Below are 26,035 nucleotides of genomic sequence, written 5' to 3'. Positions count from 1 at the left end.
AAAAAATTCTAAGATCAAACGTTTAACTCCCCTCAATGAGTTCTGCTCCAATTGGTATTTTTGACTCCGGCTACGGCGGGTTAACAGTCATGAAAGATATTGTCAATGAACTTCCCCAATATGACTATCTCTATTTGGGTGATAATGCGAGATCTCCTTACGGAACCCGCTCATTTGAAACGATTTATCACTACACTCTGGAATGTGTAAAATACCTTTTCTCTCAAAATTCTCATCTGGTTATTCTGGCATGCAATACAGCGTCAGCCAAGGCCCTTCGCAGTATTCAACAGAAAGACCTGCCAAATATTGATCCCGAACGACGCGTACTTGGCGTAATCCGTCCCACTGCCGAAATAATCGGCATCCACTCTAAAACAGGACATGTGGGAATTCTCGGGACCAGCGGAACCGTTAATTCAGAATCGTATGTTATGGAGATCAAACAGCAGTTCCCGGAACTGACAGTTCATCAAGAGGCGTGCCCAATGTGGGTGCCCCTGGTTGAAAACCAAGAATATGACAGCGATGGAGCCGACTATTTTGTAAAGCAACATATCGATAGCATTCTATCCAAGTCCAATAAAATTGATACCCTGCTGTTAGCCTGTACCCACTATCCTTTGCTTATGGATAAAATCAGGCAATTTGTTGGGGATGAGATTACAATCCTGAGCCAGGGTGAGATCGTTGCTAAAAGCCTGGCCAATTATTTAAAACGACATCCAGAAATTGAACAAAAATGCTCCCAAAACGGAACACGCAGATTTCTTACCACCGATTCTACTGATGATTTTAATGCTCATGCCAATGTGTTCTGGAACAAAGAAATAAATTCAGAGTTTATCGACCTTTAGAAAATATGCCAAGATCCCCAAAAATCGCTGTTATTGGCGGAGGCGCAGCCGGATTTTTTGCCGCTATTAATGCCGCTCGACTTGATCCATCGCTAAAAGTAACGATCTTCGAAAAAAGCAGGGAAGTGCTTTCCAAAGTTCGTATTTCGGGTGGGGGCCGCTGCAATGTGACCCATCACTGTTTTGATCCGGAAATAATGTCTAAAGCTTATCCCCGGGGATCGCGCAAACTTCGCTGGGCTTTTGAACAATTTCAGCCGGCTGATACGGTATCTTGGTTTGAAGAACGTGACGTTGAGCTTAAAACTGAAAGTGACGGACGCATGTTTCCCACTACTGATGACTCATCGACGATCATTAGTTGTTTAAAAAGGGAAGCCGATAGATACAATGTTAATATACTCAACCGTCATCGCGTGGAAGCGCTGCACCCTACAAACAAGAATCAATTCAAGCTATCGATCAAAAATAAAGAGCCCCAAATTTTTGATGCTGTAGTCATAGCTACAGGGGGATCCAATCGACGCAGTACCTACCAGTGGCTGGAAAAACTGGGGCATTCCATTATCGAACCCGTGCCGTCACTGTTTACCTTCAACTTTAAAAACAAAATATTTGAGGATCTGTCCGGCATATCCGTAGAAAATGGATCGGTCAGTATTGAAGGTACTTCCTATCAGCATGAAGGACCTATTTTAATTACACACTGGGGATTGAGCGGTCCGGCCGTGCTGAAGACTTCGGCCTGGGCAGCGCGGTATCTTCACAATCAAAATTATACCTTCACTATTCGAGTAAATTGGATATACCCTAACAAAGCCCACACCGTTCAAGAGACCCTGAAAAAACTTCGGGACACGAATGCTCGAAAAACTACTAAAAAACAAAATGCCTTTCCCATCCCCGGCCGACTTTGGAATCGATTTTTGGAACTGGCTCAAATCAATCCGAATACAAGATGGGCAGAGCTGTCTAATGAGAATATTCATGATCTCACACAAGAGCTAACAAATGCGAACTACCATATAAAAGGAAAGACCACCTACAAAGAAGAGTTTGTGACCAGCGGCGGTATTCCCTTGGATGAGATCAACATGGGGACCATGGAAAGTAAAAAAGTGTCTAACCTTTATTTTGCAGGTGAAGTGCTCAATATCGATGGCATTACCGGAGGCTATAACTTTCAATCGGCTTGGACAACCGGATGGATTGCCGCCCAACATATTGCCTCAGAATAGTCGTAGATCCTACTATATCAGATAACTAATCCTATCGCTTAAAACAGAGTGCTGATCTCACAGCTATATTTTCATCAATTCTTAGTCGTGTCGATCTATGACCTAAACTTATAATAACTTGCTGGCCAAATTTGCCAACTCCGACCGTTCCCCCTTCTCCAGGTTAATATGCGCATACAACTCATTATCGTGCATGCGATCCACCAAAAAAGATAACCCATTGCTCTGCGTATCGAGGTAAGGGGTATCAATCTGAAAAATATCGCCCGTGAAAATGATTTTTGTATTTTCTCCCGCCCTTGTGATGATCGTTTTCACTTCATGTGGCGTCAGGTTTTGAGCTTCATCCACGATAAAAATAACATTCGACAAACTGCGACCGCGAATATATGCCAATGGTATAATGCGCAGCTTATCATTTTCAAGCATCTCATCCACCTTTTGAAACTTTTTGCTACTCTCTGGAAACTGATTCTTAATAAATGATAAGTTATCCCAAAGCGGTTGCATGTAAGGATCAATCTTTGAACTGATATCGCCCGGCAGATATCCGATATCATTATTACTTAACGGTACAATCGGTCGTGCCAAAAATATCTGATGGAAATTGCGTCGCTGTTCCAACGCACCAGCCAGTGCCAACAGGGTTTTACCTGTGCCTGCTGCACCGGTGATAGTCACCAACAAATTATCAGGGTTTAAAATGGCATTTAGCGCAAAAGTTTGCTCAGCATTGCGTGGCGTTATGCCATAGGCTGTTTTCTTTTGCAGTAACTCCACCGAATCGCTTTTCGTACTATACCTACCCAAAGCCGACCCAGATTGCCCTTTTAGTATAAAAAACTGATTGTTATTAGGCTGCTCCTCCTGTAAATCGGTATACGGTATTCTACCCTCATCATAAATCTTATCAATGACGGCATCGTCGCAATTAACCTCCTTTTTACCTTGGTACAGGTGATCAAGATCTTTAATTTGAATCGTCTCATAATCTTCCGCATCGATATTCAACGAGCGTGCCTTTATCCGAAGGTTTATATCCTTCGAAACCAGAATTACCTTTTTATTCGGTTCCTCCTCCATCAGTTTCAGCACCGAATTCAAAATCCGGTGGTCGTTCTTTTCTTTTCCAAACACTTTTGCCGCATCAAGCTCACTGTTTTCGTTACTGATAACCCGCAGCTTGCCATGGGTTTTGCCATTCAGAGGTATCCATTTCTGCAACAAATTCTTATCCGATATCTTATCAAGGTATCGACTAAACTCCCGCGCATGAAGGTTTATAACATCATTGCCCTTTTTAAACGTATCAATCTCCTCGAGTACCGTAATAGGAATAGCGATATCATTTTTCTGGAAATTTTTTACCGCATCCGAATCATATAAAAGAACCGAAGTATCGAGGACGTAAATTTTCTTTTTCTTGGATTTAGCCATACCAAACATAATTTAGATTGGAGTAAACAACCGCAACGCAAATGCTTCTAACAGGTTATTGAATAAGCCAGTCAGAATCAATACTTCGTCGTTTATAAATTAAAATTTCAGGTTTTGCCCGATAAATCATAAAGTGCAATCGAGGCAGCAATAGCCGCATTCAAGCTCTCTACATTTCGCTGACCCACCGGCGACGGAATACGTACGCTGCTTCTATTCGCCGTCTTTAGCTCATCACGAAGGCCATGCCCTTCATTTCCAACCACAATTACTCCCTTTTTTATGGATGATATTTGATGCAGTGGTTGCGATTGCGCACCGGAATCCAATAGAAAAACCTGCCAGTCTTCGGCTTCCAATACAGTAAAAACCTCGGACAATTCCCCATTCATAAATGGTATCGTTCCCGTTGCCCCAGCCGTACCCCGCACGACCTTGGGATGAAACATATCAACCGTTCCCTTGCCCGATATAATACCCGAAATGCCAAACCATCCCGCGGTACGAATAATCGTTCCAAGGTTTCCGGGGTCCTGGAGTCCATCCAGTGCAACAGTTAACCCTGATTGGGCAGCTAACTTCTCAGCCGTAACTTCCGAAGGCATCTCACATAACGCCAACACCCCTTGCGGGGTATCCGTATCCGATACTTCCATAAACAGTTCCTGCGACAAGGTAGCAGTCTCGAATTGATCCACCTCCGTTTTCCAATCAGACTGCTCCCAATACCGCTGACTTTTATCAAAAAATAGTACCTGTATCTGTATCGCTTTATTTGCAATTACCTGCTGTACAGCACGAGCCCCTTCCATTAGAAAAAGACGCTCTTTATAGCGATATTTTTTTTGGTTTAATTTGCGAAGAAGAGTCTGTTGACGATTAGAGGCCGTTGACAAATTCAATGTATAGTAGTTTTGATTCTTAATTAATGTTGAAATACTTGTAAAGAAAACCAGACGAAAATTATTTACGAACTGAGCTTCATATCATGAAAATGATCCTTATTTTAATATCAAAATTTAATAAATCATAAAATGAAAGCTATGGATTTTCTCAAGAAATTAGGTATAGAAGGTACAAATCAGGGCACCAGTACCGGACAAGAATTTATTGGATCAGGTAGTGCTCAAAAAATATCCAGTCATACCCCTATTAACGGATCACATATTGCCGATACCACCGTAACCACGCGCGAAGATTATGACAAAGTGGTTGAAAAAGCACAGGAAGCCTTTAAAGAGTGGCGCATGATGCCCGCCCCTAAGCGTGGAGAAATTGTTCGCCAAATTGGACTCGAGCTTCGCAAACACAAAGAAGATCTTGGACGCCTTGTTACCTACGAGATGGGCAAAATTTATCAAGAAGGTTTAGGGGAAGTGCAAGAAATGATTGATATCTGTGATTTTGCTGTCGGTCAGTCGCGGATGCTATATGGTAACACAATGCAATCCGAACGGCCCCAGCACCGCATGTACGAACAATGGCATCCCCTGGGTATCACAGGAATTATCTCTGCTTTCAACTTTCCCGTTGCCGTTTATAGCTGGAATGCTATGATTGCCGCCATCTGTGGAAACGTTATGATTTGGAAAGGATCCGAAAAAACACCGCTCTGCGCCATTGCCGTTCAAAACATCATTGCCAAAGTATTGAAGCGCAATGATCTGCCTGAAGGTATTTTTAACCTTATTACCGGTGGACGTGAAGTCGGTGAATGGATGACCGAAGATGAGCGCATTCCTCTCATCTCTGCTACCGGTTCTATCCGTATGGGTAAAGAGGTGGCCAAAACCGTTGGTGCCCGACTTGGCAAAACGATTCTTGAGCTTGGTGGGAACAACGCCATCATCGTATCAGAAAATGCTGATCTTGAAATGGCAGCCCGTGCTACCGTATTCGGATCGGTTGGTACTTGCGGGCAGCGATGTACCTCTACGCGTCGGTTGATTGTTCACGAAGATGTTTTTGATGAGCTGAAAGACCGTCTGGTTGAAATCTATAAAGATGTCAACATCGGTAACCCGCTGGATGAAGATACGCTTGTTGGTCCTCTTATTGATGAGGATGCAGCAAAAAGTATGCAGCAGGCACTTAAAGAGGTACAGGAAGCTGGCGGTGAAATTATTTATGGCGGAGAAAAACTACCCAAAAAGAAACTTGACGGCGGCCATTATGTAGAACCGGCTATTGTTACTGCCGAAAATGAATACGATATCGTTCAGGAAGAAACCTTTGCTCCGATCCTGTATCTCATTAAATACAGCGACCTTGACGAAGCCATTGCTAAACACAACGGCGTAAAGCAGGGACTCAGTTCTTCCATGTTTACTCTTAACATGCGCGAAGCTGAAACATTTTTAAGTGCACGCGGTTCCGATTGTGGTATCGCGAATATCAATGTTGGTACCAGCGGCGCTGAAATTGGCGGAGCCTTTGGTGGTGAAAAAGAAACCGGCGGTGGACGCGAATCCGGATCGGATGCTTGGAAAGCCTATATGCGCCGACAGACCAATACCATCAACTGGAGTGATGAAATGCCACTGGCCCAAGGTATTGAGTTTGATGTAGAGTAGATTCTACTTCCATATTTATATAACACAGTGAATAAAAAAAGCCCCGGATATCGGGGCTTTTTTTGTTTTAATAATATGCCAGTCAACTTATAGAATACTATAAGAAATACCTGCAGAAAGAACCTGCTTTACCTGAAGTTCTTTTGAAAAGTCGCTGTCATATACCATTACAAATTGGAACGACATATTCAGGTAATTGTTTATTTTTCCAATGAGTTCATTGGAAAAGTTCACGTCAGTATTATCAACATGACGCTCTAAGTTCGTAAATGTTTCAACCGAACTAATCAGTCGAACATTAGATATAATTTTCTTTTCAAAATTCATTGCCAATGAGTAACCAGGCTCAAATCGAAAACTTTCCCCCGGCTCAAGCCCATAACGGTTAGAAAGATCGGTATCTGAAACAATGGTTTCCTTCATAGCCAAACCAGCTTCAGCAGTAAAATAATCCTTTGGCTGAAATGAAATACCCGCTATCTGGGTGAAATAAGCAGGAGCAAAAAATCGAGAAATCAAGGTAGGCGGTTCAGTTGAATAGTCGAATCCCTGATCAAACTGAGTGCTAAAATTGATATTTCCAAATGCACTCCATCGTTCATCTTCAAACAGGTAACTAAACTTATTATTTACAGCAATACGGTCATCCGTTTTTCGAGTTCCCTCATCCTCTAAACGTGATTTCCCATATTTGAAATTTGTTGCCAATGCATAGGCAAACTGCCCTTTTCGATACTTTGCATTAAATACAGTGGATGCGGTAACGCTAATGGTGTTCACACCACCTTGGCTCCAATTATTATATGAAGCCTGGGACCCATTAAGCCCACCAACCCAATCAAGGCTCCAACCTCTAAGCGTATCTGAAACTACTACTTTACTATTCACATTCGACATATCCCGCACAGAAATATCACTATCATTTTCGAGTAGTCGGCTTATTTCAATAGCTTCTTGACTTAAAGCCGGATGAGTTATTAAAACAGAAATACAAAGGAAGAGAACAAATGGCAGATATTTTTTCATAAAAATTTTAAAGTAGTATCAGCATGATTATTGAATTTTCGGTTGGAATATATGGACATTTTCAACCCTATAAAAACCATATAATTCAAGATTTTGTTAGCTCAACTGTTTGCAAATGTTCCTTTTTTACGACCACCAAAACATGCTCATCCAATTTTGTAGGCAGCTCCATTCCACAAAATTCTGCCTTTATAGGAAACTTGCGATGGCCGCGATCAATCAATACTGCTGTATGGATTTCTGAAGGCTCTTTGCTATTAGAAATAGTGGTTAAAGCCTCAAACATTGTTCTGCCCGAAAAAATCACATCATCAACTATTACAGGATAGTGATTCGTCTGTAGATCTATATCTTCTAAGGCAGGAGGTGAGCCTTTTTCTTTCAATTTCAGCTGGAATAATCGCACTTCGTCAGAAACGATGGGATTTAATACATTCTCCAACGCCTTGGCCACGGCATATCCGCGTTCATCAATCCCAAAAAGATCGATGGGAGCATCATCCACATTTTGCTCTGCTATTTCGTGTGCCATCCGGTTTAAGGACCGCAAAATGCGCTCCCTGTTCATTAATACTAATCCTGATTTGGAACTCATTAACTTCTATTTTTCTTAAAAATAAACGGTTGCAATAATTTATAATAAACAAACAGCTTTGTACATTGTTAATATTGAAATAAAACAACTTTATAAAATAGAAAAAGAGAGTTTCATTATGAGTCACAAAACAAACTTCCTGTTATTTACGACTTCCTTCTTAGGCGGATTGGCGGCCGGGTTTCTTTTATCCCCTAAAAAAGGGGAACAAAATAGAGCTTGGGTTTCAGAAAACGCCCTGGAGTTGAACCGGTGGGCTAAAATTCAACGTCATATAGCGAAACGAAAAAGCTCTCAAGAACTCCACAAACTTCGGAAAAATATACACAAAGGCATTCAGCAAAATATACCCGACCTATATGAAGCCACCGATACCATTCCCTTAAGTGATAGTAACATTTTAAATGAGTAACTCAGGTGCTCCATATCACGAAAAGTTATTACACTGGATCTGGGAGAACCGCCATTTTGACTTTCGCAATCTCATGACCATTGATGGTCAGAAAGTCCAACTACATAATCCGGGACAGATTAATAAATCAGACGGGCCTGATTTTACATCCGCTGAAGTTTCTATTGGCAACCTGCGCTGGTTTGGTAATATTGAGTTACACTGGTCGCTGTCCGATTGGAAGGCCCATAACCATCATGCTGATCCAAATTACAATAACGTTATTTTACACGTGGTATATAATCGGGCAAACAATTGCAGCCGGCGCAATGATGCTACTGCTATTCCAACACTTTGTTTGCGCCCCTACCTCTCTCAGCCCTTGCAGTCTTTTATAGCGCAATATCAAGGCAATCCTGAACTACCCTGTGCCGGGCAATTTGCTTTCATATCTGAACAAGCCTTTGCTCAACAGCTTCATAAAGCCCACAAAGAGTATTTTGAACAAAAGGTGGATGATCTTCTTTCGTATTATGATCCTTCGCTGCCTCCCTCCCAGGCATGGGTCAAAATGCTTGCTGTCGGTCTTTTTGACGGCTTGGGGATATCCCACAATCGCGATCAAATGCGGAAACTGGCCAATCAGTTATGCAAAGTAAGTATAGATACCTTTTCCAAAAATGAGTTTCGTATTCAGGCTGTACAACTTTCGAGGATCAGTGCTGATTGCAACCATTCAGATAAGAAAGATATTAGCTGGAACCATAAAGGATGCCGTCCGGGCAATCACCCGCGACTTCGCATTCAACAAGGAGCAGAACTTTTTTGGCAGATCCACCACCGGCCTTTTGAAGAGTGGTTACAAAATAATCCCAAAAAATTATGGAAAGACCTACTCGATAACATCCAAACAAAACCAAGTGTGGGCCAAGAGCGGGCATCCATTCTTTTCGGAACCGTATTTCTGCCCTCAATGTATTTTTTAGGGAACTTGTTTTTCAAAGAGGAGCTTAAAAAACGTTGCTGGTTGCTCTGGCAAAAGCACGAGGCTCATATTCCCTCCTCTTTACTTACACTTTTTGAAAATACCGATATCTCTCCTTCCATATACAAACAAAAACTGGGGTCTATTTACCAACTCCGTTCCTACTGCCGCCCACGCAACTGTCAAAACTGCAAAGTTTTTAAAAGTGCAATTTCTTCTTGATTCAGAACGTGTAAATTCATATCATCTGCATCTGTTGAAAAAGGCATGAAATTGCCCGGTCGTCTAATGGCAGGACAGCGGTTTTTGGTACCGTCAGTGGGGGTTCGAGTCCTCCCCGGGCAACAAATTCTAAAGGATGACGTCACAGCCATCCTTTTCTATTTTTATAACTTCCTGAAAACCCGCTTCGTTGGATACGCCCTTAGCCATATTTGCCGGACGCAGTAATCTTGCTCTTTCGAGAGCTATTGCTGAAAAGTACGGCACTGATTTAGGTGAAGTTACTATTAAACCGTTTTCGGATGGCGAGCTCTATGTAAAGTATGAACAGAGCATTCGCGGTGAAGATATTTTTGTAGTACAATCCACTCCGCCGCCGGGCAACAACATCATGGAGTTATTATTATTGCTTGATGCTGCAAAACGGGCTTCTGCAAAACGAGTAACAGCGGTGATCCCCTATTTTGGGTATGCCCGTCAAGATCGAAAAGATCAGCCCCGTGTTTCTATTGCCTCTAAGCTGATGGCAAATCTGCTTACCGAGGCCGGTGCTGATCGTATCTTAACAATGGATCTGCATGCAGCACAAATTCAAGGGTTTTTTGATATCCCGGTTGACCACTTATATGCCAGCCGGTTATTTATTGATTATTTCAGCGACCATCCGATTAAAAATCTGGTCGTGGTTGCTCCCGATGTAGGCAGCCTGAAAATGGCACGAGCTTATGCAAAGCGCCTGGGAGCACGGCTTGCTTTTATTGATAAAAGGAGGCCCAAACAGAATGTAGCCGAAGTAATGAACATTGTCGGTGAAGTTGAAAATAAAAATGTGCTGATTGTTGATGATCTTATCGACACTGCAGGCACACTAACAAATGCCGCTTCCGCACTGAAAGACCGCGGAGCACTTAATATTATAGCAACGTGTACGCATCCGATATTATCAGGCCCTGCGTACCAACGAATTGAAGATTCACCTATTGATCAATTGTTGGTTACCGATACGGTGCCACTGCGTAAACCGTCGAGCAAAATTAAGGTTTTGAGCGTAGCAAGCATCTTTGCTGAAGCAATACAACGTATCCACACCAACGATACAATAAGTGCACTTTTTGACGATTAAATTAACGTTTTAGGATTATGATTACTCCAGAAGTAGTAGATTTAGAAGGAAAAATTAGAGAAACCGGCCGAAAAGCTGCTGACGCCCTGCGGGATGCCATGCGCGTACCGTGTGTTATGTATGGGCCCGAGGTTGATGAAAACGTACATTTTTCGATTGACGAGCTGGAATTTGAAAAAGTACTCAGTGAGAGTAAGCGTCAGATATTGAATATCACCGTCGATGGAGAGGAGTACAAAACCCTCTTGAAAGATGTGGAATTTCATCCGCTGACAGATCGTCCTGTCCATGCCGACTTTTATGTAATGGCTGATGATCACAAAGTTACCCTGAGTGTACCGATCAAATTGGAAGGTACTCCAGTTGGGGTTACTGAAGGCGGCGGGCGTATTTTCCAACCAATGCATATCTTACGCATTCGCGTGAAGCCCGACCTGATTCCTGGAGCTTACACGGTTGATATTAGCGAGTTGGAAATTGGTGATTCTCTACACGTTCGCGATCTCGAGCTTGAAGGAATTATTCCACTTGATGATCTGGGCCGTACACTGGTAACGATCCGTCCTCCAAAATCCGAAGCACTGCTTACTTCTTCACTTATTACCGAAGAGCCAGCTGAAGAAGAGCTTGAAGAAGGTGAAGAAGCACTTGAAGAAGGCGAAGAAGGCGAAGAAGCCGCAGAGGGCGAAGAGGCCGAAGGAGAAGAAGATACCGAATAATAGCATTGACAAAACCAGCGTAACTGCTTTATGCCGTTAATTATAGGTCTGGGAAATCCCGGAAGTAAGTACGCTGGCACACGTCATAATATTGGTTTTGAATTTATCGATAAACTGGCAACATCGTTGTCAGTACGAATGGGGCCTGGGAAAGGCCCTTTTCATGTGGGAAAAGGAAATCATGCAGGGCATTCGATTCACCTGATCAAATCCACTACCTATATGAATAACAGTGGTGATGCCGTACGCCAGGCAGTAAATTGGTATAAAGAAGACGTTGGTAATTGCCTGGTCTGTTATGATGATTTAGATCTGGAAGTTGGAACCATTCGGCTGCGTCCGGGCGGCAGTGCCGGCGGACATAACGGCATCACAGACATTATTAATAAATTAGGGACTAAATCTTTTCCACGATTACGTATTGGAATTGGAAATGACTTTCCGAGAGGACAACAAGTGCAGCATGTACTTTCCTCCTTTTCTGAGGATGAACGTACAACTATTGAATCAACCTTGGACAATGCGGTGGATGCGGCCCTCTGTTTTATCAGAGATGGCATCGACCAGGCAATGAACAAGTTTAACTAATCGACTACTAACTTATATTAATAAACCAAAGCTGACATGAATACCTTAATAACCTACTTAATACCGGTTAGTGGTATACTGGCGCTACTGTATACCTTCTTAAAATCGTCTTGGGTAAATAAACAAGACACCGGCACTAAAAAAATGGCTACGATTAGCTCCCACATCCAACGGGGAGCCATGGCTTTTCTAAAAGCCGAATATAAAGTATTGTCAATTTTTGTAATCTCCGTAGCCATCTTGCTCGGTGTTACAGCTAATGCCGAAACATCACACTGGCTTGTTTCCATCTCATTTGTTGTAGGAGCGCTCTGTTCCGGTCTGGCCGGTTTTATCGGTATGCGCGTCGCAACTAAAGCCAATGTTCGAACAACTAATGCTGCCCGTCAAAGCCTTGGCGAAGGGTTGAATATCGCTTTTGCCGGTGGTTCTGTAATGGGACTCGGTGTCGTTGGATTAGGAGTTCTTGGCCTCGGTGCCTTGTTCATCATTTTTGGTGATATGTTTGGAACCGGTACAGCTGCAAGCGTTAATAAAGTACTCGCTGTTGTAACTGGCTTTTCTTTTGGCGCTTCTTCTATTGCACTGTTCGCTCGTGTAGGCGGAGGTATTTATACCAAGGCTGCTGATGTTGGCGCTGACCTTGTTGGAAAAGTTGAGGCGGGTATTCCCGAAGATCACCCTCTCAATCCTGCTACTATTGCTGATAACGTTGGTGACAATGTTGGTGATGTTGCCGGAATGGGTGCTGACCTCTTTGAATCATATGTAGGATCTATTATTGGTACCATGGTGCTCGGTGCTGCTTTTATGGCAAATCCCGAATGGGCCGATAATTTCAATGGACTTTCTGCGGTATTGCTACCACTCGTTCTGGCAGGGACCGGAATATTGACTTCCATTTTGGGTACTTTCTTTGTTCGCGTTAAGGAAGGCGGTAACCCGCAGACCGCACTCAACATCGGTGAATTTGTTTCGGCCGCTGTTATGCTGATCGCTTCTTGGTTCCTGATTCAATGGATGCTTCCTGAGAGCTGGGCACATACCACTATTTTTGGTGATGAGATTTTAATTACAAGTATGGGCGTTTTCTGGTCAACTATATTTGGGTTGGCAGCAGGATTACTTATTGGATTAATAACGGAACACTATACCGGAACCGGTACAGGTCCTGTAAAATCTATTGTAGAACAGTCTTCAACCGGTGCCGCGACAAACATTATTGCAGGCGTAGGTGTAGGGATGATCTCAACTGCTATTCCGATCGTAATTATTGCAACTGCCATGATTGCTTCATACGAGTTCGCAGGACTGTATGGTATTGCAATTGCTGCCGTTGGTATGCTCTCAAACACCGGGATTCAATTAGCCGTGGATGCTTATGGCCCTATTTCTGATAACGCTGGCGGTATTGCCGAGATGTCGGAGCTGCCAAGCGAAGTACGTGAACGTACTGATAAGCTTGATGCCGTAGGTAACACGACGGCTGCTATCGGTAAAGGTTTTGCTATCGGTTCTGCAGCTTTAACCGCCCTGGCACTTTTTGCAGCATTTATAACTTCATATAATGCCACTCACGAAGCAGCGCTGACAGGCATTAATATTACCCAGCCAACCGTTATGGCCGCACTTTTCATTGGTGCTATGTTGCCTTTCCTCTTTTCTGCTCTTTCTATGAAAGCAGTAGGACGTGCAGCCATGTCCATGATTGAAGAGGTGCGTCGTCAGTTTAGCGACATTCCCGAACTACGCGCCGGACTGGATGCCATGAACCGCAACGAAGGAACCAAACTCGAAGACTGGTCTCAAGAAGATCAGGATACCTTCGAAACAGCTATCGGAAAAGCTGAATACGAGAAATGTGTTGCGATTTCTACAACCGCTTCGCTCCGAGAAATGATTGCACCGGGTGTGCTCGCTGTTGTCGTTCCCGTTGCTTTCGGATTCCTTGGCGGAGCTGAGATGCTCGGCGGACTACTTGCCGGTGTTACTGCATCCGGCGTACTGATGGCACTTTTTCAATCAAATGCTGGTGGCGCTTGGGATAACGCCAAAAAAATGATTGAAGAAGGATATGAGTTCAACGGACAAATGCTTGAAAAAGGCTCCGAAGCTCATAAAGCTTCTGTTGTAGGTGACACAGTCGGTGATCCTTTCAAGGATACTTCTGGACCCTCACTTAACATTCTTATTAAGCTTATGTCGGTCGTTGCTCTCGTAATCGCAACCATGATCTAAGCTAAAAATATTCAAGATTCTGAGCCCTATCCCAATTTCTCGGGATGGGGCTTTTTTATTTGTGTTTATTGCATGATGCGTATTGCGTATCTTTTGTTGATAAGATTTTCTATAGAACCCGAAACACGTATCACTTTCATGGATATTTTTAAGCTGTTCTTTAATCATGACCTTCGGCTGGATAAACTGGCCAAACGCAATGCCAATAAAACCACAGAAGAGGTTGAGGCTACGCTTGAGGATTTTATGCAGCCCGATCCCACCTATTCTAAGTTTTACATCACCGGTACACGTCTTGAAGACGAAAGGTTTGGGATTGATATACTTTCCAAAAGTGACCAAATTCTTAGGAATCTTGGTTCAACCTTCTCAAATCATCAGATTACCTCTACATCAAATCAATCATTTGATTCCCTTAGCAAAGGTTTGGAAACTATTCATATTGGAGAAGCCTTGTTAATCGCAAATAGCAACAAGGTGCCTGATATAGATTTAGCCATCCTGAATATTGATGAAGAATCGAAAGTAGGTCACAAAAAAAATGAAATTCGGACCGTTATAGAATCCGGAACCTACCTGCTTTACAAAGAGCCCGCCCACCATGGCTTTGATCTGCATTTATTTTCTGAGAAAAATATTTATAATCAACTATTTGAAGCCTTCAAACCTTTAGTTGACGAAGATTTTCGATTTTTTAGCATCAATAATAAACGGATGCGATCGGAACGACATTTCTACTTCGAGACCTGGACCTTGGATAACCCACCTCACGGATCAGAAGAGGTTTTACCGGAAACCACTTTATAACTTATTATAAGAAGCTTGGTTCCTGTAATTGCTATTTCCCTTATGTCCGGCTATATGTATTTTTAAAATACATTTGCTTTTCGTTATTTACGATTAATATTCTTAAGTATTACAGGGGTACAATACATATATTTTAAAAGAAAAGGGATTAGTTTTCTGTTAATATCGTATACTGATCGTAACAAATACGTATTAGGGATCGGAATTTGGATAGTAATTTTACCAATAATCATCCAGTAACGAGACGGCTAAGATTGTTATACCCTTTCCTCTTTTTATCAAACTTTCACTAAAATTATATCTATATGAATAGAGCAATATTCAAAAAGTTATCAGTGGCACTGGTGATGGCCTTTGCATTCACCTTGTTATTAAGCACCTACGCTTACTCTCAGACCCAGATATCGGGCACGGTGGTGGATGCTGAAAATGGTTCACCGCTTGGGGGCGTAAATGTAAGTGTAAAGGGAAAAGTGATAGGAACATCCACCGGAACTGATGGGACGTTTTCTCTCAATATCCGACAAGACCCTCCCCTAACGCTCATCTTTACCATGGTTGGTTTTAGGACCACGGAAGTAGAAATTACCGAAAACACCGTGGCCGATTTGACGGTAGAACTTTCAGAAGCAGCTATTATGGGTGATGAAGTTGTAGTCTCTGCATCACGCGTAGAGGAAAATCTTTTAGAGTCTCCTGTATCTATCGAGAAAATCGATGCGATTGCCATCCAACAAGCGGCCTCTCCCAGTTTTTATGAATCGCTTGCCAATTTAAAGGGCGTCGATTTTAGCACGCAAAGTATTACGTTTAACTCAATTAATACGCGTGGCTTTAATGCCAATGGGAACACTCGCTTTGTTCAGCTTATTGATGGTATTGATAATCAAGCCCCGGGACTTAACTTTCCTGTTGGGAATGTTGTAGGGATACCAGAACTTGATCTTGAAAGTGCAGAATTAATTCCGGGTGTTGCCTCAGCACTCTATGGGCCTAATGCCTTGAATGGTATACTGCTGCTCAACAGTAAAAGTCCTTTTACATATCAAGGTCTTTCGGCACAAGTTAAAATAGGTGCCAACCACATCGATTCCAATGTTGAAGACAACCCTCAACTCTACCAGGATTATGGATTGCGCTATGCCAATGCTATTAATGACAGATTTGCCTATAAATTTAATTTCTCTTACCTGCGAGCTAAAGATTTTGTTGCTCAAGATACGCGCGACATGGGCCCTGCTTCTTTTGGCGTTGTGGAACGCGGTGCTACATCACGCAACGGCAATCGCGTGTATAATGGCGTTAACGTTTATGGGAATCAACTTCTTACTATTGGACAGATAGCGGACCAGCAAATTGCAGCGGGCAATCAAAATGTAGCCGCTATTCGAAATTTATTGCCCGACGGTGAAGCCGGAGCTTTTACGCCCACCGGGTTCCCGGAATCGTCATTTGTAGATAATACCTCCGAAAGCTTAAAGCTTGGGACTGCTCTTCACTATAGATTGACCGATAACTATGAGATGCTGGGCCAGTTTAACTGGGGCACAGGGAGCTCTGTTTACACGGCTAATGACCGTTTTGTGCTGGACGACTTTAATATATGGACGGCCAAATTTGAAATAAAAAATCCCAACTTCTTTGTCCGCGCTTATACAACCCAGGAAGATGCCGGAAATACCTATGCGGCCAATACCCTGGCAACCCTTATTAATGTTGAAACTTTTGTTCCTGCATATTTTCAAACATTTGCCAACGCACGAACCCAAGGCGCTACCGTCGAAGAAGCCCACGCACAGGCCCGAGTAGCCGGTAATCAGGCTCAAGCAAAACCAGGCACTCAGTCATTCCAAAATCTCTCAAATGAATTGAGAAACACACCAATTTCTGAAGGTGGAGCCCTATTTATCGAAAAAACAGCGCTCTGGCACGCCGAAACGAAATACAACTTTTCAGATATTATCGATCCGTCAACCATTGAATTAATTGTCGGTGGTAATGTCCGTCGCTATGATCTAAATTCAGAAGGCACCCTTTTTGCTCTTCAAGATAATGGAGATGAATTCGATATTGACGAATTTGGCGTCTATGCGCAGGCATCAAAAACACTGCTAGATGATCGCTTAGATCTGCAGGGATCACTTCGTTACGACAAAAATGAATACTTTGACGGGCAGCTGAGTCCCCGATTCTCTGCCGTATTTACGATTGCCGACAACCACAACCTCAGAGCATCTTATCAGCGTGGATTTCGCATCCCCAATACCCAAACACAATTTATTGATCTGGATGTAGTAACACGTCGTCTTGTGGGAAGCAATCCTCAGTTGGTAGACCGGTATAACTTTGAAACCAATACCGTTTACTACGAAAATAGCATTGCCGAAGCACGAGAAGCCTTAAATTCAGGCCAATCAATAGCTGATGCCAGAGCCTTGTTAGAACCCGTCGAATTTGATGAATTCAAAACGGAGAAAGTTGACTCTTATGAAGTTGGATATAAAACCTTGATCGGCAATAAACTCTTTTTTGATGCCTATTACTATTACAGTGTTTATAAAGATTTCATTGCCGAAATTCGGTTTACCCAAGCTGTCGATATTACCGAACGAGGAAACGAAGATGCTCGCGATGGATTTGATCCAGCTCCTGGCTTTGACCCGGATTCTGATTCCGGCAAAGAGGCCATCATCAACAATAACGTACCCAACGGTCGTCTACAGTCATACGGGTTTGATGTCAACGCCGACGGCACCGTTGAAGCACACGGCTTTGCTTTCGAAGCAAAATATATACTCGGCAATGGATATTCGTTAGGAGGAAACGTGGCGTTCAACAAGCTGATATCGCAGCAGGATCTTATTGATCAAGGCTTCCGCGCCGAATACAATACTCCCGAGTGGCGGTATAACCTTAAATTCGAAAACCGTAAGCTCACTCCTAATGTGGGGTTTAATGTGGTATATCGCTGGCAGGATGCCTTCTTGTGGGAATCTTCATTCGGGAAAGGAGTAATTGATGCTTATGGCACACTCGACGCTCAGGTAAGTTATCGCGTGCCATCATTGAATACCTCAATAAAATTGAGCGGCAGTAATATTCTAAACAGCCAACATGTAACGTCATTTGGCAACCCTCGATTGGGTGCTATCTACATGGTCTCCTTCACTTTTGATCAATTCATGAATTAAACTACCGACACCATGATATCTTATTTAAAAACATCTTTTATACTTTTATTTGTTGCCGCCTTTTTATTTGCTTGTGAAGGTAGCTATGACTCTCTTGTTGAAGATGAGCTCGACACAAATCCTACTCCTGAACCCATTTCGGGAGATGCGGGATCCGCCGATTTCAGTAATTATGTAGCGATCGGCAATTCCTTAACGGCCGGTTTTATGGATGCAGCACTTTATAACATGGGACAAGAATACTCGCTTGCTGCCCTACTTCATCAACAGATGCAACAGGCAGGCGCACCCGGCAATTTTAATCAGCCGGATATCAACTCTGAACTCGGTTTTAATACATCTGTTGAACAATCTCAAAGCGGTCCTATATTGGGACGCTTTAAGCTGGACACCAATATTCCGGGCCCCTCTCCTACAGTAGGTGGTGATGAAATTGCTCCCTATAATGGAAATACTTCCGAACTTAATAACTTTGGCGTTCCGGGTATTCTCATCGGTCAGTTGTTAACTCCTGCTACCGGTGGACCTCAATCCGACCCAGCTTTTAATCCTTTTTATTGGCGCTTTGCATCCAATCCCGGTTCATCTACAATATTAGGTGATGCTATCGCCACGCAACCTTCATTTTTTACCCTCTGGATTGGAAACAATGACGTGCTGGGTTACGCCATTTCAGGTGCTTCAAACCCTAATCTTCTGACATCAGAACAGGATTTTTCAACTTATTTTACTACCACGATTGACCAACTCATGAATAATACTACTGCAAGTGGTGTCGTGGGAACGATTCCACCGGTTTCTACCATCCCCTTTTTCCAAGCTGTTTCTTATGATGCCGTAGAATTATCGGCGGAAGAAGCTTCTCAACTAACCCAGGGGTTAGCCGGTGTAAATGCAGCCCTTCAAGCAGTTGCTGATAATTTCCCAAATCGTTCGCAGGAAGATATGGATGCACGAAAGGTGAATTACCAGGAAGGCAGTAATCCCATTTTGGTCAATGATCCTGACTTACCTGATCTGGAAAGTGAATTTGACCAGCTTGAACAAGCGAATGCCATCTCAGCTCAACAGCGTCAAATGCTAGTTCCCTACGAACAATCACGACCGCTTACAGCCGATGAACTGGTAACCCTTTCGGCAGGTTCTGTATTGGGCACAGAAGCCAATCCACAGAGTCAAACCCCAACAACCATTGGGGTTGTTGTTCCGTTGGGATACGGATCTCAAGAATCAGCTTTCGGAGATGTCTATTATTTAACAATCCCGGAACAACAACAAATTCAAGGCCGGGCAACGGCATTCAACCAAATTATTGGACAAACGGTTGCCCAGTATCCTGAACGCTTGGCACTCTTTGATATCAACGCCGGTTTCCCGGGGAATCCCAATACCGAATTAGGCGCTTTTGCTGACCTCTTTGGTATTGATGGGGAACTGGGCATTCGTGTTCAAGGGACGCTATTACAGCCCGACTTTTCGCCCAATGGTGTATTTTCAACGGATGGTATCCATCCCAACGCGAGAGGAAATGCCATTTTAGCCAATGAGTTTATCCGTGTTATTGAGGATGCTTTCGGAGCCAGTATTCCCGAAGTGGATGCCCTTAATCTGCCCAGTGTTCAACTTTGTGCCGGTAACTGTGCAAGCCAACAGCAGGATAAAAGGTTATCAGAAAATTTTGTCTTTGGAATTTCTGTAAAATAAACTTTAAAAAATCCTACTTAAAAAGAGGTTAGCTCCTAATCGGGTTAACCTCTTTTTTATTCATTTACTTGGATAATCTGCTGATGATCAGCAATCGGGGACTCGTCTGGGGATCAAAGTCACTACCCTGATAATCCCCATTTACATCTATGATCTTCAGGTTTCTTTTACCCATCTCCTTTTCAAACCAATCCAGCCCATACAGCTTTACGCGCTCCCAGTAAACTCGCGGTTTATCCAGTTTTTCGCCCGCAAATGCAATATCTTTGTGGATGGCTCCATTTTTGATGTAACGTTTAATCTCATATCGAATGCCCTGGAACTCTCCATCTTCTTCGGGCACAAATGTCTGCCGAACGTTCTCAGCATTTAAATAATCGAGAACAAAAAGACCCTCATTTTTCAACATGGCAGTAACGCTGTCTAACACAGACGCATTTTCGCCATCATTTTTAAAATACCCGAAGGTAGTAAACAGATTTACAATAGCATCAAACGTTTGGGGCAGCGGTTCTCGCATGTCCCTTACCTGAAAATGGACATTACGAATTTCCATCTCCTTTGCTTTTTCCCTCGCTGTTTCTATTGCCGCGGTAGAAAGATCTATGCCAGTCACCTCATATCCGCGCATGGCCAGATTATGAGAATGCCGTCCCCTGCCACAACCCAGGTCCAGAACAGAATGGTATTGCCCTGATAATAAGGTTTCTTCCAAAAATTCTATGAGTTGTTCGGCTTCGGCCTCATCCCGATCGGCATACAGTTTTTCATAAAGCGGACTGTCGAACCACTCTTCAAACCAATCCATAAAGTTATTTTAATTGCCATTTACATTATTTAATGCACGAATGAACCAAAAAAGTACACTTATTGCAAACTGATACTTTTTTATTTGCCAAGGTTTTGATTTTTTATAGTTAACATTGTTAACAAGAGTTTTAGCACTTTTACCTTTTAAATATTGTCACTACATTTTTTACATACTAAACTCACCATCGCAACTATCGCTTAACATCAACCAAAAATCCTGAATCTATGCGAAAACTAATTGCTACTATTTGTCTTGTGTTATTTTGTTCAGGGTCCGCTTTTTCCAGCGGATTCTCGATCTATGAGGCCAGTGTGCGTGCCAATGGAATGCTCGGTGCATTCTCGGCCTATGCTGAAGACGCTTCTTCTATTTTTTACAATCCTGCCGGCCTTGGTGGATTGGAAGGCATCAATATTACAGGCGGGGCTACCGTTATTGCTCCACGTTCTACCTTTCGAAATCTATCACCACTGGCCCCCACCGGTCAAGAAACGGTGATGGAGAAACAAGAATTCCTTGTTCCTAACTTTTATGGTTCCTATCAAATAACCGATAATCTAACGGCAGGCATTGGCGTAAATGCTCCCTTTGGTCTGGGCACAAAATGGCCGCAAAACTGGGTGGGCCGCGGTTCATCGATAGAAACCAGTATAGAAACAATATTTGTAACGCCCGCTGTGGGATATCAATTCTCTGACACAGGCATTGGTAATATTCGAGTTGGTGCCGGTCTACGCATTGCCGCACACGGCAAGGTAAAATTAAGCCGCGCTGTTACGAGCTTTTCACCTGAAGGTACATTTGCCCTCGACGGAGATCTCAAAGAACCTGCTTTTGGATTTAATGCCGGATTGCAATACGAACCCACCGACAAGGTAACATTCGGGTTCACTTATCGAAGTGAAGTTACTACAAAATTTGAAGGCGATGCTACGTTTAGTAACCTAAGCGTTGGGTTCCCCTCCTCGGCACAAGGCGGAGCAGAAATCACCTTACCGGCAAGCTATGTGCTGGCTGTTAATGTCGAACCTGTTGAAGGCTTAAGAACTGAGCTCGACTATGTGTGGTGGGGCTGGTCAAGCTATGATGAGCTGGCTATTGAATTCGATCAACCTATTCCAGCTCTTGGGGGAAGTACTATTACAAACGAACGTAATTACAAAGATACGTGGCAGCTGCGTTTTGGAGCCGAATATACCGAACTGCCTGTTGAAGGGTTAACCGTACGCGGTGGTATTGCTTATGATGAAAATCCCATCCGCGACCGTTATGTAGATCCTACGCTGCCCGATTCCGATCGCTGGCTGTTTTCAGGCGGATTAAGTTATCAGGTAACCGACTACCTGGCTGTTGATGCTTCCTATATCTTTATACGGGCTAAGCAACGCAAAGTGACCAATACACACGAAGGCGGCATTGACGGTGTTTATACCACCTATGCTAATCTTCCCGGGCTCGGCTTCACACTGAATTTATAATTGAATTAAGGGTATTACGCTATGAATTATTTGATCAAACATTCCAAAAAATTACTTTCGCTGGTTCTTGTACTGGCGCTTATCACAAGTTGTAAGGATTATCAGGATTTGGACGTTGAACCGGTCGATTCCGGTGATGCTGATTTTTCCACCTATGTCGCAGTTGGTAACAGCTTAACAGCAGGCTTTCAAAGCAATGCACTGTATGAAGACGCTCAAAAGTATTCATTCCCAAATCTTTTGGCACGGCAACTTCAAATAGAAAACTTTGAACAACCTCTCATCGGTAATCCCGGTATTGGTAATCCCGGACGTATTGAGTTAACCAACTTGGAAAATAGTACTACACAGTACAACACCAACCAGGGACAACCAATTAATACCGGCATAAGTCAACCCTATAATAATCTTGGTGTTCCAGGAATCAAGGTTGATGCCTACCTGAACGCTCCCAATGAAAACCCCTTTTACCCACTGGTGGTTAATGAAGGAAATCCCCAAAGTCCCTTGCCTAATATTCACGCTGCTGTTCAAGCATTACAACCAACGGTAGTATCATTTTGGCTGGGTAATAATGACATCTTATCCTACGTAACAAGTGGTGGGCTTCGGGAATTTACCAATCCATCTGATTTCCAAACACAGTATGTTTCTGCCATCACACAGATCCAAAATCTGGAATCTGATCCAACAGTTGTCACAGCAAATATTCCCTCCGTAGCTAGCATACCATTTGCAACAACTGCTGGACCTCAATTTCAGAGTCAAATTGAAAGCAACCAACAAGTACCGGGACTTGTAGTGCAGAAAACGTTTTATCAGCAAAATCAACAAATTGGGGCCTCTGAAAATCGGGAACCTGCTGGTTTAATTGAAAAGGAAAATCTCGATGATCCTTCACAGGCGCTAATTCTACTAACTGCACGCGATTTCCTGCCCTATGTAGGAGTGAGTGCAAATCCCCAAGCTCCCACGTATGATGAAGCTGCTGTAAACGCAATTCTCAACTACTGGAGAGGATATATTGTGAATGCCGGGGTAGCAACTGAACAAGAAGCAGCAAACTATTCACAGTCTGATATTGAGGATACCTTAACCCAAATGACTATTGGACAATACCAGCAAACATTTAACGATGGAACCACTCCTACATTTGCCGCAAATTACGATGGCTTTGATTTTAATCAACCATTTGGCCTGAGTGGACAAAATCCATTTCCAAATCAATTTGTGCTGGGAGCAAATGAAATCAGTATTACGAATACTGTAACAGGTATCTTTAATAGCGTTATTGCCTCTCAGGGAGATGTGAACTTTGATGTGAATAGTTTTTTCGATCAAGTCATTCAAGATGGCCAGTATACGGATCCCAATTCCAATACAACATTACAACCAACCATTGGGAGCCTATTTAGTCTGGATGGTATTCATCCATCAAATCGTGCCCACGCGGCATTAACAAATGAGTTGATCAAAACGCTTAACAATGCAACAAATGCCAACATCGACCAAATTAATGTAGCTAAGATTCCGGAGGGAATACCTGTCGCTAACTGATTAGCATTTTTCACGTTACTCAAGCGGAGGGGTTTCCCTCCGCTTTTTTTATTTGTTGCATTTCGATTCCTCCCTGCCCTTTGTATCTTCCGCTGAACTTAAATTGATTGACAGCATGACTTTCAACGAAAAACTAAAATCAGCAGTAAAAGATAACCATTCCACTTTATGTGTGGGGCTTGATCCCAATCTGGATCTTATGCCGGAACCGGTTACTTCGACAAACCACCCCAATCCCCAAAAAGTGGAAGTTTTCCTAAAAAGAGTGATCGATGTTACTGCTGATTATTGTGCCGCCTATAAACCAAATCTGGGATTTTTTGAGGCACTGGGCGCTGACGGCTGGGATACATTTGAAGCCATTTTAGATCATATCCCAAATGATAAAATTATTATTGCCGATGCCAAGCGCGGTGATATTAGCTCGACGGCCGAACATTATGCCAAAGCGTTTTTTGAACAATTTGATGTGGATGCCGTGACGCTCAACCCACTGATGGGTTTTGAAACACTGGAACCTTTTTTGGATAAAGCCTCAAAAGGAATTTACGTGCTTACGCTAACCTCTAATCCCGGCGCCAAAGATATTTTGATGCAGAAGCTTGAAGGAGGACAAACCCTATCAACCTATATTTCCTCTAAGCTGAGTGATCGGCAAAAGACCAGCAGCACTGCTATTGGTATGGTCGTGGGCGCAACCAAATCCAACCAACTAACACCAGTTATCACCGAGTTTCCCGAATCGCCGTTGCTTATCCCCGGGGTGGGTAAACAGGGCGGATCGATATCATCGTTAAATGAGGTATTGGAACTTCATCAGGGAATTCCACTTATTAACTCCAGCCGAAGTATTATTTACGCCGGCGGTAATGCTCCAAACTGGGAAAAGGCTGTCGCCGAAGCCGCAAAAAATACAACTGCAAAATTAGCTCCCATTACTGAACGATATGTCTAAGAAGAAAAAAACGGTTATTGTATTTACTGATGGCGCCTGCAGCGGAAATCCGGGTCCGGGTGGATGGGGTGTGCTCTTGCAATGGAATGGTGAAGAAAAAGAAATCACCGGCGGTGCCGATCATACGACCAACAACCGCATGGAGATGCGCGCCGTGATCGAAGCCCTGAATGCCCTAAATCAGCCCTGCCATGTCAAGATTCACAGCGACAGTGCACTTATTGTTAATGCTTTTAAACAGGGATGGATTGACAGCTGGCAAAAACGGGGATGGAAAAAAGCAGACAAAAAGCCGGTCGAGAATCAGGATTTATGGAAGGAGATGCTCGAGGCTATGGAGCCTCACAAAGTTGAGTGGATTAAAGTGAAGGGTCATGCCGACAATGTGCGAAACAACCGTGTGGATGCTTTGGCAGTTGAGGCATCGAAGAGGTTTCAATAGCAATATGCCATCCTGAATTCATTCTAGGATGCAAGAATCTCTTATCCATTAAAATATTCTGAAACAAGTTCAGAATGAAAAGTAAACTTTCATTTCTTGAGCGCCTTCAAATTCGCAAACGGCTTCAAGTTCATATCAGAGAACATTCTACGCTTTGCCATCATATAACCCGTAATAGCTATCATTGCGGCATTGTCGGTACAATAAGCTAACTTTGGGATATGTAACTCACATCCCGTTTCTTCCGCTAACTGAGTGGCTTTACCACGCAACATAGAGTTAGCAGATACCCCTCCAGCAAGCGCAATCGTTTTTACCCCGGTGTGCTCAATAGCATTACGAAGCTTCTTTACCAATACCTCAGTAATTGCATGTGAGACACTGGCACAAACATCATCCAGGTGATTTTCCAAAAACTGCTCTTGATCACTCTGATCCTCCAGAAAATATTTGACCGAAGTCTTTAATCCCGAAAAGCTGAACTCAAAATCATTATCCAGCATCGCCTGGGGGAAGTCATGAAAATCGGGATCTCCATGCTGTGACCGCTCATCAATAACCGGACCGGCAGGATATGGAAGTCCCAAAATTTTTCCGATTTTATCAAACGCTTCTCCCGCCGCATCGTCACGGGTCTGCCCCAATAATTCATGCTGAAAAGGACCCGTTACATGAACCAGCTGGGTATGTCCACCAGAAACGGTAAGCGAGACAAACGGATATTTGGGCTGGTCGTCAATAAAGTTGGCATAAATATGCGCATCCATATGATTGACGCCCACCAGTGGGACATTACGAGACAGGCATAATCCTTTGGCAAAACAGAGTCCCACCAGCAGCGATCCCATCAGACCTGGTCCCTGTGTTACGGCCACCACATCAATAGCATCCAATGGTAGTTCAGCCTCATCCAGTGATTGCTGTACCGTTCGCCAAATCGTTTTGTGATGCGCCCGGGAAGCCAGTTCCGGCACAACCCCTCCGTACTGCTCATGAACCGCTTGAGAAGCTATTATATTGGACTGCAGCCCATCATCTGTATAAACAGCCGCCGCCGTTTCATCACAAGATGATTCTATACCTAAGATATTCATAAGA

The 26,035-nt window shown here is 43.3% G+C and carries 22 protein-coding genes and 1 tRNA gene; 17 read left to right on the top strand and 6 right to left on the bottom strand.

Annotated elements, in window-relative coordinates; genetic code table 11:
* The first annotated feature begins 35 nt into the window (after positions 1-35).
* Positions 36-857, top strand: coding sequence for a glutamate racemase (murI, locus tag ACQ76V_RS09825; protein WP_441000322.1), 822 nt, complete (start codon positions 36-38; stop codon positions 855-857).
* A 5-nt stretch (positions 858-862) separates the two neighbouring features.
* Entirely contained in the window at positions 863-2,095 is a 1,233-nt protein-coding gene (locus tag ACQ76V_RS09820; protein WP_441000321.1) for an NAD(P)/FAD-dependent oxidoreductase, read from the top strand.
* Positions 2,096-2,203: 108 nt separating this feature from the next.
* Here ACQ76V_RS09820 and ACQ76V_RS09815 read toward each other — a convergent pair whose 3' ends face one another.
* On the bottom strand, positions 2,204-3,532 hold the full coding sequence (locus ACQ76V_RS09815) for a PhoH family protein (protein ID WP_441000320.1): 1,329 nt from the start codon (positions 3,530-3,532) through the stop codon (positions 2,204-2,206).
* Between the two features lie 107 nt (positions 3,533-3,639).
* A complete protein-coding gene (locus tag ACQ76V_RS09810) occupies positions 3,640-4,428 on the bottom strand; it encodes a TrmH family RNA methyltransferase (protein ID WP_441000319.1) in 789 nt (262 codons plus the stop codon).
* Between the two features lie 147 nt (positions 4,429-4,575).
* Here ACQ76V_RS09810 and amaB point away from each other — a divergent pair, with 147 nt between their 5' ends.
* Positions 4,576-6,105, top strand: a complete 1,530-nt coding sequence (gene amaB, locus ACQ76V_RS09805; protein ID WP_441000318.1) for an L-piperidine-6-carboxylate dehydrogenase — start codon at positions 4,576-4,578, stop codon at positions 6,103-6,105.
* Between the two features lie 87 nt (positions 6,106-6,192).
* Here the strand turns inward: amaB and ACQ76V_RS09800 are convergent, their stop codons facing one another.
* A complete protein-coding gene (locus ACQ76V_RS09800; protein WP_441000317.1) occupies positions 6,193-7,131 on the bottom strand; it encodes a DUF3078 domain-containing protein in 939 nt (312 codons plus the stop codon).
* An 85-nt stretch (positions 7,132-7,216) separates the two neighbouring features.
* Positions 7,217-7,726: a phosphoribosyltransferase family protein gene (locus ACQ76V_RS09795; RefSeq protein WP_441000316.1), complete on the bottom strand. Its 510-nt coding sequence runs from the start codon at positions 7,724-7,726 to the stop codon at positions 7,217-7,219.
* A 118-nt stretch (positions 7,727-7,844) separates the two neighbouring features.
* On the opposite strand from ACQ76V_RS09795, the gene ACQ76V_RS09790 reads away from it, so the two are divergent.
* The 10 genes from ACQ76V_RS09790 (at position 7,845) to ACQ76V_RS09745 (ending at position 19,694) form a co-directional block, all read left to right on the top strand.
* The gene (locus ACQ76V_RS09790; RefSeq protein WP_441000315.1) at positions 7,845-8,138 is read left to right on the top strand and encodes a hypothetical protein; all 294 of its coding nucleotides are present in this window, start codon (positions 7,845-7,847) and stop codon (positions 8,136-8,138) included.
* Complete coding sequence (locus ACQ76V_RS09785; RefSeq protein ID WP_441000314.1) at positions 8,131-9,324, top strand: DUF2851 family protein; 1,194 nt, start codon at positions 8,131-8,133, stop codon at positions 9,322-9,324. Before ACQ76V_RS09790 ends, ACQ76V_RS09785 begins: the two co-directional genes overlap by 8 nt.
* A gap of 52 nt (positions 9,325-9,376) precedes the next feature.
* Positions 9,377-9,447: transfer RNA gene (locus ACQ76V_RS09780), tRNA-Gln, on the top strand.
* 67 nt (positions 9,448-9,514) lie between these two features.
* Positions 9,515-10,447: a ribose-phosphate diphosphokinase gene (locus ACQ76V_RS09775; protein WP_441000313.1), complete on the top strand. Its 933-nt coding sequence runs from the start codon at positions 9,515-9,517 to the stop codon at positions 10,445-10,447.
* Positions 10,448-10,464: 17 nt separating this feature from the next.
* Positions 10,465-11,166, top strand: a complete 702-nt coding sequence (locus tag ACQ76V_RS09770) for a 50S ribosomal protein L25 (RefSeq protein ID WP_441000312.1) — start codon at positions 10,465-10,467, stop codon at positions 11,164-11,166.
* 30 nt (positions 11,167-11,196) lie between these two features.
* Positions 11,197-11,754: an aminoacyl-tRNA hydrolase gene (gene pth, locus ACQ76V_RS09765; protein WP_441000311.1), complete on the top strand. Its 558-nt coding sequence runs from the start codon at positions 11,197-11,199 to the stop codon at positions 11,752-11,754.
* A 36-nt stretch (positions 11,755-11,790) separates the two neighbouring features.
* The gene (locus tag ACQ76V_RS09760) at positions 11,791-13,992 is read left to right on the top strand and encodes a sodium-translocating pyrophosphatase (RefSeq protein ID WP_441000310.1); all 2,202 of its coding nucleotides are present in this window, start codon (positions 11,791-11,793) and stop codon (positions 13,990-13,992) included.
* A 138-nt stretch (positions 13,993-14,130) separates the two neighbouring features.
* Positions 14,131-14,799: a hypothetical protein gene (locus ACQ76V_RS09755; RefSeq protein ID WP_441000309.1), complete on the top strand. Its 669-nt coding sequence runs from the start codon at positions 14,131-14,133 to the stop codon at positions 14,797-14,799.
* 305 nt (positions 14,800-15,104) lie between these two features.
* Positions 15,105-17,990 carry a TonB-dependent receptor gene (locus ACQ76V_RS09750; RefSeq protein WP_441000308.1) on the top strand — a complete coding sequence of 962 codons (2,886 nt, stop codon included), beginning with the start codon at positions 15,105-15,107 and terminating at the stop codon, positions 17,988-17,990.
* A gap of 12 nt (positions 17,991-18,002) precedes the next feature.
* Positions 18,003-19,694 carry a hypothetical protein gene (locus tag ACQ76V_RS09745; RefSeq protein ID WP_441000307.1) on the top strand — a complete coding sequence of 564 codons (1,692 nt, stop codon included), beginning with the start codon at positions 18,003-18,005 and terminating at the stop codon, positions 19,692-19,694.
* A gap of 64 nt (positions 19,695-19,758) precedes the next feature.
* Here the strand turns inward: ACQ76V_RS09745 and ACQ76V_RS09740 are convergent, their stop codons facing one another.
* On the bottom strand, positions 19,759-20,502 hold the full coding sequence (locus tag ACQ76V_RS09740) for a class I SAM-dependent DNA methyltransferase (protein ID WP_441000306.1): 744 nt from the start codon (positions 20,500-20,502) through the stop codon (positions 19,759-19,761).
* Positions 20,503-20,729: 227 nt separating this feature from the next.
* Here ACQ76V_RS09740 and ACQ76V_RS09735 point away from each other — a divergent pair, with 227 nt between their 5' ends.
* From ACQ76V_RS09735 to rnhA, 4 genes are all read left to right on the top strand, one after another.
* Positions 20,730-21,983 (top strand): OmpP1/FadL family transporter, encoded by a 1,254-nt coding sequence (locus tag ACQ76V_RS09735; protein ID WP_441000305.1) that lies wholly within the window; start codon positions 20,730-20,732, stop codon positions 21,981-21,983.
* 21 nt (positions 21,984-22,004) lie between these two features.
* Positions 22,005-23,540, top strand: a complete 1,536-nt coding sequence (locus tag ACQ76V_RS09730; RefSeq protein WP_441000304.1) for a hypothetical protein — start codon at positions 22,005-22,007, stop codon at positions 23,538-23,540.
* Between the two features lie 115 nt (positions 23,541-23,655).
* Positions 23,656-24,495, top strand: a complete 840-nt coding sequence (gene pyrF, locus ACQ76V_RS09725; RefSeq protein WP_441000303.1) for an orotidine-5'-phosphate decarboxylase — start codon at positions 23,656-23,658, stop codon at positions 24,493-24,495.
* Positions 24,488-24,937, top strand: a complete 450-nt coding sequence (rnhA, locus tag ACQ76V_RS09720; protein WP_441000302.1) for a ribonuclease HI — start codon at positions 24,488-24,490, stop codon at positions 24,935-24,937. Before pyrF ends, rnhA begins: the two co-directional genes overlap by 8 nt.
* A gap of 89 nt (positions 24,938-25,026) precedes the next feature.
* On the opposite strand, the gene tsaD is transcribed toward rnhA, so the two are convergent.
* The gene (tsaD, locus tag ACQ76V_RS09715) at positions 25,027-26,031 is read right to left on the bottom strand and encodes a tRNA (adenosine(37)-N6)-threonylcarbamoyltransferase complex transferase subunit TsaD (protein ID WP_441000301.1); all 1,005 of its coding nucleotides are present in this window, start codon (positions 26,029-26,031) and stop codon (positions 25,027-25,029) included.
* Positions 26,032-26,035 lie beyond the last annotated feature (4 nt).

The sequence above is a fragment of the Fodinibius sp. SL11 genome (assembly GCF_052060035.1).
Classification (GTDB): Bacteria; Bacteroidota; Rhodothermia; order Balneolales; family Balneolaceae; genus Fodinibius.
Note: the sequence above shows the minus strand (reverse complement) of the source record. Positions and strands in the feature narration are given on the sequence as shown.